General features: G+C 40.9%; 13 protein-coding genes and 1 pseudogene. 2 read left to right on the top strand and 12 right to left on the bottom strand.

The genetic code is table 11. The features are described 5' to 3' along the window. Positions 1-56: 56 nt before the first annotated feature. The 11 genes and pseudogenes from gspD to FTU02_RS07605 form a co-directional block, all read right to left on the bottom strand. Entirely contained in the window at positions 57-2288 is a 2232-nt protein-coding gene (gene gspD, locus FTU02_RS07655) for a type II secretion system secretin GspD (protein WP_180156582.1), read from the bottom strand. Between the two features lie 42 nt (positions 2289-2330). Beyond that, entirely contained in the window at positions 2331-3197 is an 867-nt protein-coding gene (locus tag FTU02_RS07650; RefSeq protein WP_180156580.1) for a type II secretion system protein N, read from the bottom strand. Then, positions 3197-3940 (bottom strand): type II secretion system protein N, encoded by a 744-nt coding sequence (gene gspN / locus FTU02_RS07645; protein WP_180065795.1) that lies wholly within the window; start codon positions 3938-3940, stop codon positions 3197-3199. Before gspN ends, FTU02_RS07650 begins: the two co-directional genes overlap by 1 nt. Positions 3941-4107: 167 nt before the next feature. Next, positions 4108-4434 (bottom strand): H-NS family nucleoid-associated regulatory protein, encoded by a 327-nt coding sequence (locus FTU02_RS07640; RefSeq protein ID WP_180007248.1) that lies wholly within the window; start codon positions 4432-4434, stop codon positions 4108-4110. A gap of 142 nt (positions 4435-4576) precedes the next feature. After that, positions 4577-5008, bottom strand: a complete 432-nt coding sequence (locus FTU02_RS07635; RefSeq protein ID WP_180156578.1) for a thioesterase family protein — start codon at positions 5006-5008, stop codon at positions 4577-4579. Positions 5009-5017: 9 nt separating this feature from the next. Further along, positions 5018-6211 (bottom strand): heme biosynthesis protein HemY, encoded by a 1194-nt coding sequence (locus tag FTU02_RS07630; protein ID WP_180156576.1) that lies wholly within the window; start codon positions 6209-6211, stop codon positions 5018-5020. A 6-nt stretch (positions 6212-6217) separates the two neighbouring features. Continuing rightward, positions 6218-7060 (bottom strand): hypothetical protein, encoded by an 843-nt coding sequence (locus tag FTU02_RS07625; RefSeq protein ID WP_180156574.1) that lies wholly within the window; start codon positions 7058-7060, stop codon positions 6218-6220. Then, entirely contained in the window at positions 7057-7836 is a 780-nt protein-coding gene (locus FTU02_RS07620; RefSeq protein ID WP_180156572.1) for a uroporphyrinogen-III synthase, read from the bottom strand. The genes FTU02_RS07625 and FTU02_RS07620 overlap by 4 nt, the downstream gene beginning before the upstream one ends. A 3-nt stretch (positions 7837-7839) precedes the next feature. Then, positions 7840-8757, bottom strand: coding sequence for a hydroxymethylbilane synthase (gene hemC, locus FTU02_RS07615; protein ID WP_218948553.1), 918 nt, complete (start codon positions 8755-8757; stop codon positions 7840-7842). Positions 8758-8852: 95 nt separating this feature from the next. Beyond that, entirely contained in the window at positions 8853-9593 is a 741-nt protein-coding gene (locus FTU02_RS07610; protein ID WP_111886003.1) for a LytTR family DNA-binding domain-containing protein, read from the bottom strand. Positions 9594-9646: 53 nt separating this feature from the next. After that, a pseudogene (locus tag FTU02_RS07605) lies at positions 9647-10800 on the bottom strand (sensor histidine kinase). On the opposite strand from FTU02_RS07605, the gene argH reads away from it, so the two are divergent. Both argH and FTU02_RS07595 read left to right on the top strand, forming a co-directional pair. Then, positions 10791-12221 (top strand): argininosuccinate lyase, encoded by a 1431-nt coding sequence (gene argH, locus FTU02_RS07600; RefSeq protein WP_180156567.1) that lies wholly within the window; start codon positions 10791-10793, stop codon positions 12219-12221. The pseudogene FTU02_RS07605 and the gene argH sit on opposite strands and share 10 nt — an antisense overlap. Positions 12222-12248: 27 nt before the next feature. Continuing rightward, positions 12249-12518, top strand: a complete 270-nt coding sequence (locus tag FTU02_RS07595; protein WP_078190466.1) for an oxidative damage protection protein — start codon at positions 12249-12251, stop codon at positions 12516-12518. Between the two features lie 817 nt (positions 12519-13335). Here the strand turns inward: FTU02_RS07595 and pgsA are convergent. Next, a complete protein-coding gene (gene pgsA / locus FTU02_RS07590; protein ID WP_180007017.1) occupies positions 13336-13923 on the bottom strand; it encodes a CDP-diacylglycerol--glycerol-3-phosphate 3-phosphatidyltransferase in 588 nt (195 codons plus the stop codon). Positions 13924-13970: the final 47 nt, after the last annotated feature.

Here is a 13970-nt window from a genome sequence, read left to right as displayed (position 1 = left end):
GTTTTTTTCATCATAGCATGCAGTGGTTTCAAAGCTAAACCACTCTGCTGTCTAACCTAAGGCATGCCCGCCACTTTGCCATTCGGTACGGTAATGGTTTGGCGCTTCACCGCAGGTTCAATGGCGACTGGCGTGGAGACCACTGCCGCTGGCTGTGTCGTTTGTGGTGCTGTAGGTACCGTCTTATACACAGGGGCTGATGCTGTACCCTTTGAAACAGGTATGCGCTGCTGATACACATCGTCCACATTTTCAGGTAATTTCGCAAAATTACCGTCATTATCCAATGCCAGTTGCAGACTATAGAGCTGACTGTAGCGCTGCTGAGACATTTTCTTCACATCGGCAGAATTTCCAACAATAGTCGGATGAATAAAGATCAGCAAATTACGTTTACTGTTGGATTTTCCTTCAGAGCTAAAGAGTTTGCCTAGCACAGGAATAGCCCCTAGCCCCGGAACCGATTGACGTCCATGCAAGGTATTGTCAGAGATCAAACCACCCAACACAATCGTTTGACCATGCTCTGCCAAGATCGAGGTTTTGATCGCGCGTTTAGTCGTAACCAAATCCGACGCTTGGCCTTTATTGTCTTTTACATCAGAAACTTCTTGCTCTACCTCTAAACGCACCGAACCACCATCGCCAATATGCGGCACAACTTTCAAAGTAACACCGACATCTTTACGCTCAATCGATGTGTATGGATTGGCTGTGCCACCATTGGTGGTGACCGAACCTGTCACAAATGGAACGTTTTCACCCACCACAATATAGGCTTCTTCGTTGTCCATCGTCACAATTGACGGTGTAGATAATAGATTCGATTTGGTTTTTTCTTTTAAAGCCTGAATCATCGCACCATAGAGTTTGCGTGAACCATCACTACCTTCACGATAATCACCAAGGACCAAAGAAGTACCGGCACTCACCGCGCTACCTGCACCCGCAGCGCCACCAGTTAAATATCCTGCGGCAATATTCTTTAAACTAGAACCAAAGTTATCAAAGTTAATTAAGCCGATACCACTACTGATATCACCCAACGCCCATTGCACACCGAGTTGATCGGTATCCGTGCCTTCGACTTCAATAATCGCCGCTTCGATCAGCACTTGCTGACGACGAATATCCAGCTGAGAAATCGCAGATTCAATTTCACGCATGAGCTGCGGATCTGCTTTCACAATCAGTGCATTTTGTGTGGTATCGGCAATAATACTGACGCCATTGGCATTAAAACTTGAAATACCATTTTGCGTATTATTGGAAGAGTTATTGCTGTTGAGGTTAATACCTGAACTGGTGTTATTTTGTGAACTGAATGACTGTGAATTTGAACTGTTATTATCATTCATTAAACTGTTCATCGTGCTGCTATTTGAGCTATTCGATGAATTCGTACTCGAAACGGCCTGCCCCGTGACCAAGCCTTGTAAGATTTCCGACAAGTTTTTTGCACTGGCATACTTTAGACGAAAAACTTTCAATCCACCCAATCGATCTGCTGCAGGCACATCTAAGGTTTCAATAATCTTACGAATGCGCTTACGTGTCGCTGTATCACCTTTAATGATAATGCGATTGGTTCGATTGTCCGCGATAATACGAATTCGTGACCCTTTCGGGTCTTTTGATGCGCCGGTCGAACTCATCGACTCTAACAGTCCAATCATTTCTTCGGCCTGACTCGATTGCAGCGTCACTGCTTCGATATCATTTTGACCCGTTCCATCTAAATTACGAATAATCGTTTCGAGCTGATAAATATTACTTGCACGATCTGAGACGATAAGCGCATTGGTCCCCGCCACTGCTGACAAATGTGCAAATTGCGGCATCAATGGGCGCAACGCTGGAATTAAGTCGTTGGCATTAGTGTTATCAAGCCAAATCACTCGAGTGACAATTTGGTCTCCAGACGCACGGTGGCGCGCATCATAAGGAATGCCCGAGCTTTTTACATTACTGTCTGGAACCAGTTTAATGGTGTTGCCCGATGGAATTGCCACTACACCATTCACATTCAACACACCGAGAAACAGGTCATAGACTTCATTTTTATTTAAAGGCTTATTGGAAATAACCGTTACATTTCCTCGTACCCGTGGATCAACTGCAAAATTTTTCCCCGTGATATCTGCGACTTCATTAATGAATGCCGTAAGATCTGCATCACGTAAATTGATTTTCCAAGTTTGTGCATAACTTACTGTGCTGACCATAGCAACCAAGGGCACCATGGCATAGGCAGCTAAAGTTGAACGGTTATTATTAAATAAAGCCATATACGCCTGTGTTTCCTAACCCTATAAAGTGATGAGACATCACTAAAAATCCTGTTGTATGGTCATCACTTGATCACCACGTTTGACTTCAAGTTTCACCTGCCCTTCACGGCGGGCTTGTTCTAATAATTGCGCCTCAGATTGTCCCGCACCGACCGCCTGCCCATTTAAAGACATGATGCGGTCACCCGGCTGCAAACCCAATTTATTTCTCAAGGCTGCAGGTGTTCGATTTGAAACCTCAAACCCACCATTACCTGATGGATTTACCCCCATTTCCTGCATATATTGTTCACGATTTTCAGTCATGCGCTGTACGGCCTGACCAATCGCGGACTGCGTTGTGCTTTGCCCTAAATTTGCAGGATCAGTTGTATTTTGCATGCTGTTATTCTGCAAAGATCCGCCTGATGTTGCATTGGCTGTAGGGACAATCGGTTGATCTAATCCGTTTTCAATACCTTGGAACGCCAATTCACGCCGTGCACCATTACCCTGCGTTAAAATCACCTTATCCCAATAAACTTCAGCCAGTTGATATGATGAACCTTGAATGGTTTCTCCAACCAAGTAGCGATCTGAACTCTCATTGACCTTAATCACTGCCGACGAGTAGCGACTTGGCTGTCCAACCACCACACCTTGTAACACCATATTTAACTGCGCGTCAGCTGCTGAACTGCGGTTTTCCTGAAACAAGGCAAAAGAGCTAATATTAGGAACTTGCGTTTGCTGTGAACCCAATTCAACTCGGTCTAACTGCATGGCTTGTGGCGGTGCAATCAATAACCAAAATAAAGCGGCTAACTTCCAGCACAGGTACAAAATTATTAAAACCAAGACCACAGGTGCAAGTCGATCTGTTTGCTTCCAATTGATCTCGCGGATTTTTTCGAAATAGTCAGCCATCAGTTCACCCCACTCAATAGGGGTTGACGCGAACTAATCACATACGTATCTAATCCTGCCTTACCTTCATAGGAAGCAACATTCATCAAAAAGCGCTGGGTTAATTGCACATCCAACATGAGGTCTGGCTCAAGTGACAAATTCATCATTTTTTGTTCACGTTGATCTCGAACATCAATCGATAATTTGCCATTATCATCTTTTAATTGGGCCAACATGGCAGGCACATTCATTGACTCTTGACGCTGTGCAAAGCTAAAGGATAAATCCCCGCCTGCCCACTGTATCTCGCCTGATGAACGACTAAATCCCTGTTGTGGCTTATATTTAAACTGCACATCTTTTAATTGAATGGCATTCATTGGCCATTGCCAATCGGCAAAACTTTTTAAGGTTTCAGGAGCAATTTGACCCTCTAAGTTTTTGATGCTGATACTTTTGCCAAAACCATACCCCATAACACCTTGCAGTTTGGTATTGCCACTATGAATTTCAACATTTGCACCCAAGCGTAATAAAATCAAGTCCCACGGGCGTGTGTTCCAGTTTAACGAGCCTTTCAAATTTCCTCGTGTCCAATCTGCTTGCCCATGCCAAATATTGCCACTGACGTTATGTAGCATTTGGTTATTTTTATAAAACTTTGTAATGAGCCACGCTGCTGGCACTTGCAGCATAACGAAAATTAAAAAACTGATCGCAGCAAAAATGAGCCACCGAATATTATTAGTTTTATTGATCATCCCACCACAACCGATCCATCAATTTTTTTCCATCATTTAAACATTTTTCTTTATAGACACATTATGCATACTTTTTCTGCATAGCCAATTCAAAGAGATAAAAAAACCAGGCATTTGCCTGGTTTAATTATCCTGAACTCAGGATATGACGATTTCATGAATTGTTCTTAAATTAAGAAGTCTTCTAGTTTCGCGCCTTTTTCTAACTCAGCCACTAACCAACGTGGTTGTTTACCACGACCAGTCCAAGTGTCATCTGCATTGGTTTTGCTACGGTAACGTGGCTCAACCGCTTTACGCGTTGATTTTTTACGTTTGCTTAAACCAAATTCAAGAATTTGTTCAACGCTTAAATCTAAATTTTCTGCAATTTCAACAATACGGTTATACGCATCTTCAATCGCTTGATCTTTTTTAGATGCAATCAGTGCTTCAGCTTCTACTTGAAGCTTCTTTAACTCTTCAACTGATAAATTACTAATATCAGGCATAATCTTTAACTCCGAAATTTCATTTTAATAATGCTTATGAAAACTCGCTCATAATATTATAATAAAATTTTTATTCAATAAATAACTTTCATTTTACTACAATATTTTAACACGACTCATTAAAATATATAAAGTTAAATTGTATTTAAATATTATTTCCCACTGAAATCTCCAAAGCTTTTATTTTAGTTTTTATACTTTCTGGAATTGAAGTTTTTTGTAGGGTAGTTTTATCCACGCACACAATAACTGCATCGCCTGTTGCAACGATTTTTTGTTGCTTTTCACTCCATAATATATAACTCATACGAAATGCACTATTCCTTAATTCTTCAACGCGCGTTGCCACTTTTAAAATATCAGGATAAATCACGGGGCTTAAATATTTACACTGGCTTGAAGCCACAACCGTAACCACAGACTGATTAAATATATCCAACTGATCTAAATAACCAATCCGCGCACTTTCCATATAACGATAATAATGCACGTTATTTACATGACCAAAAGCATCCATATCCCCCCAAGCGACGTGTTGAGTATGAACCAATGAATATTGAGCTAAATCTTCTTGCATATAATATCCTTATATTCGAATTTCCATAAAATTGGCATTATTTTCAAATATTAAATTTAATTGTTTGATCAAGTCATCCTGCTGATTTAAGGCTGACTTAATGCGTAAATAACTCATTAATACATCATTTGGATATAATTCTAACAATGCATCTGCTTCAGCTTGACGTGCTGTCGCTTGGTAAATATTCCATTTTGCAAAACTAAAAACAGGCAGCGCAGGATACTTTTCTTCCCAACGTTGAATCTGCTGTTCTACAGCCACATAGTCAGGGTTTTGCTTCAGCATTTTTTGCTGGAACCACAAAAAGAACACTTCTTTGTTAAATTGCTGTTCCAGCAAATGAATGGCCAATTGCTCATGCTCCTGACTCATCTCTGGCATACGAGACAAGACTTTTAACCAAAGCACTTTGACCGCATATTTACGCTCTGTGATTTGATCTTGTAAATCCAAATAACGCTGCTTTAAATACTGTAAGTCATCGACATCAGCTTGATCAAACGCTGATAATAATTGCTCCAACCAAGCTTGTTTTGTCAGCTCATCTAAATGTCCATAACGTGTCGAACGCAAATACAACCAAGGAAACTGCAACGCAAACATGCCCCATAGCGTGGTTAGGCGCTTCTCATAGGCACTACTGACTTTTTGCAACCATGGCGATAGTTCATGTTGATTTAAAAATTCAAGATGCGTTAAAGCCTTTTCACCCTCTTGTTGAGATAAATAAATTTCAATCCGTTGCAATTCTGCAAGCTCAAAAGCCATTGGATTGGTCTGAGTTAATGCATTTAATGCTGTTTCATATTGTTGCTGAATCCAATATAAACGCGCATCGATCACCCCTTTTAATAATCCAGATTCAGTAAAAGCTTGCTGAATAAAGTTTTTTTGATCTTGAGCAGCATTTAAAAGCCAAATAACAGCCAATTGTTCATAGGGATGTAGTTTATTAAAACTAAAGACGGTTTCAGATTTACGTTGTTCTCGACTTAAATAGCGTTTAACCGCATACCAAAGCATTTGCACAATCAAACTCAGTAGTGCCAGCAATAATGCTAAAAACCAAATATTGGATTGAACTTGCCATTCACGCCAGTATAAATACACATAGCCTGCTCCATGTCCAAAACTCAGCAAACTAATAATGGCAACAACCAATAAGCTAATAAACAAATAGGCCAATAAAATATGTTTCATAGTCGATTATCCTATGAGTGCCCGAGTATTTAATAGCGGTACAGAAATAACCGGAATGTCCTTTAATTGTTCTAAACGTTGGCGTATCGATTTTAATGAAGCATCTGGCAATTGCTGCATAATTTGCATAATTTCAGTGATTTCTTGTTGAAATTGAGGATATTGTCCTTGATTTAAAACTTGCTGAGCCAAAATTAAACGTAACTGCATTTCTTTTAATACCAAGCTACGCTGCATTAATACGGGACTTGGTTGTTCGACTGATTCGACTTGAATCCATTTTTGCCAAAAAGAAAGACCTTTTTGCTGCTCTTTAGAACTATAGGGCTTTAATATTTCTTTTTCTAACAATTGATCGATCGATTGCAGAGTATTTTTCACTTTATCAGACTGCAACTGACGCTCTGTCACATATTGCTTTAAGGTCTCACGGTCTTTTTGAATCACCTGATGCAAACTCATGCGCAGTGCAGGTGCCAAGCTCAACTGATCTAATTGTTGATCTAATTGATTTAATTTTTCCAAGGCGACAACAAATTGTTGTTGCTGCATGGCAAATTCAACCAAATCAAGTTGCTGGCCCACAACCAACATCGGCTCAATGCTATGGGTCGCCTCGGCAGTGATTGAAGCATTCGATGTCGTTGCAGCCGACATCTCGGTCGTTGTGCCGTTCAACTGGCGTTTCAAAGCCACGACCTGATCATTCAAACCTGCATTGCGCTGTTGCAATAAAGTTTGCTGTTGCATCAGTTCGGTTTGTTGAGCATTGACTTGAAATAGGTCAAAACTGAGTTTAGCCAACCAAAGTACGGCGACAATGACCACAACGACAAACAACTTCTTCATGTATTTCCCTGCACGACTTGCACATGCTGCAATATGTGTGTCGCGTTTAAATCTTCGAGTTGAATAATTTTAAAATCTTTGTTCAGTGTTATACGACTTTGCTCAAGTAGCTCGAACAACCTTACACCTAAAACTAAAAAATGTGCATGGCGCAGTACTGATAAATGCGACTGAATCAGGTCAAGCCAATTGAGCCAACTGGCCTCACTGGTGATCAACATACAATATGGAGATGACAACTGATGTTCAGAAATGAGTGTTTTTACTTTTTGAGTTGTCTCTTCCGGTAGATGCCGTTCGTATAGCACAAAATTGAGAACCTGAATGCCACGTGCTAGCAACTGCTGCATCATAAATTGACGACCGCCTTCACCGCGCCAAAATGCAACGCAAGCCCCAGTCTCCAATTGTTCTAAATGGCTTAAGGTGAGCATTCCCTCCGAGGTTTCCACCTGCGGTACGACACTGTGAATGCCATAATCAGCTAGCTTTGCTGCAGTTGCATCACCGACTGCAACCCATTGAATATGTTCGAGCTGATCAAGTGAAATGCCTGCCTTACGCAAACCCTGCATTCCAAAGGTAACCGCAGAAGGGCTCACCACAACCAATACATCCGCAGCACTCAACTGGGCGTAGCACGCTGCCAATGCTTCTGACCATGCCCGTGGCTTGAGCTCAAGTAATGGAAGCTCAGCCACAGCAACACCCGCAGAGCGCAGCGTCAAGCTAAGCTGCGTTGCACGATCTGCTGGACGTGTATTGATAAAAAGCATGTATTAATACAGTGCCTTTAAAATTTCACCTGCACCTTGGGCTAACAAGTCTTGTGCCAATTTGACACCGAGCTGTTCAGCTTGTTCAGGAAAACCTACTTGCTGTGCTTTCAACAAGGTTTGACCGTCAACACTACCGACACGACCTTCCAAATGAATCTGACCATTTTCTAAGGTTGCATAACCTGCAATCGGTACTTGGCAGCCACCTTCTAGATATGCATTAAATGCACGTTCTGCGCGTACACAGGCATTGGTCTCTGTATGCATTAAGGGCAAAATTAAATCCAATACAGTTTGATCTTGGCTACGACATTCTAGGCCCAATGCACCTTGTCCAACTGCGGGTAAACTCACAACAGGCTCAAGAGTATGACGAATACGCTCTCCTAAACCCAGACGCTTCAACCCTGCACTGGCCAAAATAATCGCATCATAGTTGCCCGCATCGAGTTTAGATAAACGCGTACCCACATTGCCACGCAGATCAATAATTTCGAGGTCTGGACGTTGTTTTAAAATTTGGCATTTGCGGCGCAAGCTCGATGTCCCAACCTTCGCACCTTGTGGTAAATCATCAAAACTGTTATAGGTATTTGAAACGAAAGCATCTAATGGATCTTCACGCTCACAAATCACGGCCAAGCTTAAACCTTCAGGCAATGCCATCGGCACATCTTTCATCGAATGAACTGCTAAGTCTGCACGACCATCCAACAACGCCGCTTCTAATTCTTTTACAAATAATCCTTTTCCCCCAATTTTGGCTAAAGGGGTATCTAGAATCTTGTCACCTTGGGTCACAAAAGTCACCAACTCAACTTTCAAATTTGCATGAAGTGCTTCTAAGCGTGCACGAATATGTTCCGCCTGCCAAAGTGCAAGCGGGCTTTGTCGAGTTGCGATCTTAAGGATATTCATAAATTTTAAAATACAGTCTATAGGGCTATTATTCTAAACTTAACTTGCTCAGTTGAAAATGCAAGCTTAATTCGCAATGTGCTTCAACCCTTGCCCTATAATTTTTGTATTCGCTCGCGTAAATTCGGTAAATGCCGACGGCTGACCGCCAAGCGCTCGTCTAAATCTCGACAACGCACTTGATATTGCCCTGAGCTTACAACCTCTAAACCATCTAAAAAGCTCACAGACACCAAGGCATTGCGATGAATGCGTATAAAACGATCACCAAATTCATGCTCTAAATCTTTCAGCGTTTCATCAATGAGTACGCTGCCATTTTTGTGCCGAACAGTGACATATTTCTGATCTGCAAGAAAATAGTAAATATTTTCCACAGGTACCAACTCTACACCACGATAGGTCTTTGCCGCGATTTGATGGCGGCTGATTTTAATTTCGTCCATATTTTCTTTTTGTTTTATCGTGCTCAATTGAGCTTGGGTTAATTTAGTTAAATGATCTAAAACCTGCTGCAATTCCTGTTGCATAACCGGTTTTAGTAAATATCCCTCTGCATTCGATTTAAATGCATCAAGTGCATGATGATCATATGCAGTACAAAAAATAATAGCGGGCATGGGGTCTAATTCACGCAACAATTTCGCGCAAGTCAACCCATCCATTTCAGGCATTTGTATATCTAGTAAGATGACATCAGGCTCGAGGCTTTGAGCCAAGTCAATCGCTTGTTGACCATGTGAAGCTTTCGCAACCACTTGATGTCCAAGTTGAGTGACTAAACGTGACAATCGCTCTACTGCTAGAGGCTCATCATCACAGATTAGGATGTCCATTTCTCCTCCTTATCTCGTTAACGTCATTTATTTTTATTGGTCAACTGAGATTTCTATTTATATTGATATTGCACCACAGTCGTATACATTCCCTCGCCTGCGTAGGTTTGAAAAGTGACATGCTGACCATAATATGCCTCAAGTCTCTGTTTCACGTTTTCGATGGCAATACCATTCCCCTGACGTAATTTAATTGTATCCTGTGTATAGGGATTTGTAATAACGATATTAATTTGATTTTGTAATATTTCAATCAATATATTTATCGTACTCTTTGTCAAAATCTTTTCAACTCCATGAAAAATACTATTTTCTAATAAAGGTTGTAAAGTTAATAGTGGAATTTGTACTTGAGCGTATTGTTCAATACCTTCTAGTTTCCACTCCACCTTAAGCCGATCACCTAAACGCATTTGTTCAATGGCCAAATAACGCTGACACAGATCGATCTCATCTTTGAGACTTACCAACTTCAATTCTTGAAAACTTGCACGGAACAATCGAGATAAATTCAGTAGCATTTGCTCCGCTTTATCTGGGTCAATCGCAATCAAGCTAATCACATTGTTTAAGCTATTAAATAAAAAATGTGGATGAATCCGAGCTTGCATAGCCTGAATGCGTGAGTTTAATTCACTATGATGTTGTCGACCCCACTGTTCTCTTAAATATAAATATCGAAAACAAAATGCCCCAAGCAACACCCCATAGCTCAGATTTAAAACCACACCAGCAGTTAAAACGTCTGCACTCAAACCAGCTAAACTGAAATTTTCACCAAAATAGATCAAAACATTTAAAGTTATGGTAGTGAACAGCACCAAAGCTTGCAATAAAACAAACCCGCCAAACATGAGCATTTTCATGCTTAAACCACGCGTCTTACTCTGCAATAGCTCTGAAAATGCAGCAAATGCCAATAAAATCCAGTTAATAAACAACACATGCTGCATGACACTGGAAAAACTTAAAACATGCCACGATTGAGCTTGGGCCAAGGCCAAGACCAAAGCCACAATATTGCCCGCAAGAAACAGCTCCCACAGATAGTGCCAACGGCCCATTTTTCCTGAAAATACAGAAATTGTCATAGACCTAAACCTTGTCTAAAAGTTTGATCAACTTGCCCTTCGGCAACTGGGTTCGAATTTGCTATACTCTTGCTCAGTTCTATGCTTTTTATCTTATTGAGCCGACATGACCACATCTTCTAATTCCTCAAATCCGTCACAAGCCCAAACTTCAGGCATGTGGGGCGGTCGTTTTTCCGAAGCTACTGACGCTTTTGTTGCTGAATTTACAGCATCTGTACAGTTTGACCAACGCTTTTATAAACAAGATATTGCAGGTTCAATTGCACATGCAACCATGCTTGCAAAAGTTGGCGTTCTAACTGAACAAGAGCGTGACGATATTATTAATGGCTTAAACACCATTAAAGCAGAAATTGAAGCGGGTAACTTCGAATGGCGCATTGACCTAGAAGATGTGCACATGAATATTGAGTCACGCTTGACTCAACGTATCGGTATTACAGGTAAAAAACTACACACCGGTCGTAGTCGTAATGACCAAGTTGCAACCGATATCCGTCTGTATGTTCGCGACGAAATCGATGCGATTTTAGAATTATTGAAAAAATTACAAAAAGGCATCCTAGGCTTAGCGGCGAAAAATACCAATACCATCATGCCGGGCTTCACGCATTTACAAACTGCACAGCCAGTGACTTTTGGTCACCATTTAATGGCATGGTTTGAAATGTTAGTACGTGACTCAGAGCGTTTAATTGACTGCCGTAAACGGACCAACCGTATGCCTTTAGGTTCTGCTGCACTTGCTGGAACAACCTACCCAATCGACCGTGCATTCACTGCAGAACTACTAGGTTTCGAAGCTGTCGCTGAAAACTCTTTAGACGCTGTATCTGACCGTGATTTTGGTATTGAATTCAATGCTGCAGCATCACTCATCATGATGCATTTATCACGTATGTCAGAAGAAATGATTCTTTGGACATCGGCTCAGTTCAAATTTGTGAACATTCCTGACCGTTTCTGCACTGGCTCTTCAATCATGCCGCAAAAGAAAAACCCAGACGTTCCTGAGTTGATCCGTGGTAAAACTGGCCGTGTATATGGTGACTTGATGAGCCTATTGACCCTGATGAAAGGTCAACCATTGGCATACAACAAAGACAACCAAGAAGATAAAGAACCACTATTCGATGCAATCGATACTGTTCGTGGCTCACTCATGGCATTTGCCGATATGATTCCTGCACTAGTGCCAAACATTGACATCATGCGTGAAGCAGCGCTGCGTGGCTTCTCAACTGCAACTGACCTTGCCGACTACCTCGTTAAAAATGGCGTGGCATTCCGTGATGCACATGAGATTGTGGGTAAAGCAGTTGCTCTCGGTGTTCAAGAAGGCAAAGATCTTTCAGAATTAACCCTTGAGCAACTTCAACAGTTCTCTGACTTGATTCAAGCCGATGTCTTCGAAAAAGCATTAACACTTGAAGCATCTGTCAATGCACGTAACCACATTGGTGGTACTGCACCTGCTCAAGTTGAAACAGCAATTGAACGCGCGCATGCACGTTTAGAAAAACTTTACGCATAACTTTTTCAAGTTAAATGGAGTATTGATATGTCTCGACAAGTGTTTTGCCGTAAATATCAGGCTGAAATGGAAGGTTTAGACTTTGCACCATTCCCGGGTGCGAAAGGACAAGAATTGTTTGATACGGTATCTAAACAAGCTTGGCAAGAATGGCTAAAACACCAAACGACGTTGATCAATGAAAAACGTTTAAACGTGTTTGAAGCTGACGCGAAAAAGTTCCTTGAAGAGCAACGTGAAAAATTCTTCAGCAATGATGAATCTTTAGAAAAAGCCGAAGGCCTAAAGCCTGAGTAAAACTTAAAGCGTTGCTTTAAGTTTTACGCAAGACAAGCGAAGCGCGTAGTTTCAAATGTCATGAAAGAGTCCAAAGGGGCTCCTATTTTTATACTCTGCCACGCCGCAAGACAAGCAGCTATGCTGCACGTAGGGTTGAATTGAAAAGAATCTCCAATCTTGGGGATTCTTTTTTATTGCTCTAAAAATTACGCAAGACAAGCGAAGTGCGTAATTTCAAAATAAAGTCTGAAAGGACTCTTTTTTTTGCTTCGGAGCACTGCAATTTCCGCAAAACCAAGATGACGTCTGTGTAAGCTTTCATTCAGAAATGATCTTCATCATTGCTGGAAAATCTTTTATCCATTGATCAATTTTATTTAAACTTAAATAAATGAATTTATTATTTAAATAATGTTAATTGTATTTTTATCATTACATATATCGATTTTTATTGTTTAAATCCAAACAAAACCTACCAAAGTTATTGGCCAATTTGTATCAAAAATTATTAATGTAAATTTGTGATACATTTCTCAATAAAACACAACATTACACTACAAGAAACTCCATGTATTTCTAAATCTGCTTTCCTATAATAGCAATCAAGGAGATGGAAACATCTTCCATAATAGCGATAAGTAACCCCGATTTTCCTTCCCAGATTTCCCCCAAAATCTGGGAATTTTTTTATCCAAAATTTGCGCCAACGTCTCACATTTAACGTCAAGCTCTAATCAAATGAAGCGCTGTTCAAACTAGACATACCCTCAATTTTTTTAAAAGCTCGGCAATAAAAAAGCCCCGATAACGGAGCTTTTAATAACTTACTTTTAAATCAAGGTTGTTTTAAATACGGCCATGCGGCTTTCAAATAAATAAACATCGACCATAGCGTTAAAACAACAGCTGTATAGAGCAATCCATACGCCAACATTTCTAGGGGCTGCCAATTCAGCAAAAATACTGAAATCGCAATCATCTGGAATGCTGTTTTATATTTACCAACGGTTGAAACCGCAACACTGGTACGCGCGCCTAATTCAGCCATCCATTCACGAAGCGCAGACACCGTGATTTCACGAGAAATAATCACAATCGCTGCAAAGGCCATCGAAATGGTCGGTTGCCATTGCACCAAAACGATCAACGCTGTTGCAACCATCAATTTATCTGCAACAGGATCGAGAAAACGTCCAAATGCTGAAGTTTGATTTAAAGTTCTTGCAAGGTAGCCATCAAACCAGTCAGTGACAGCTGCGATCACAAAAATAGCAGTCAGCAATATATGACGTGACATGCTGGCAGCATGTTCACCCACGCCCATTGCAGGTGGCCAGTACGCCACCAACAAAAACACAGGAATTAAAGCAATTCGTGCCAATGTTAAAATATTAGGAATATTCAGGATTCGACCTGTTGTCATAGACACCCCAGTTTTCCCCTCATGCACGATGAAAATGCAAAATAATT

Source organism: Acinetobacter sp. YH12045, from assembly GCF_013419925.1.
GTDB lineage: Bacteria > Pseudomonadota > Gammaproteobacteria > Pseudomonadales > Moraxellaceae > Acinetobacter > Acinetobacter amyesii.
This window is presented reverse-complemented; position numbering and strand designations above follow the sequence as displayed.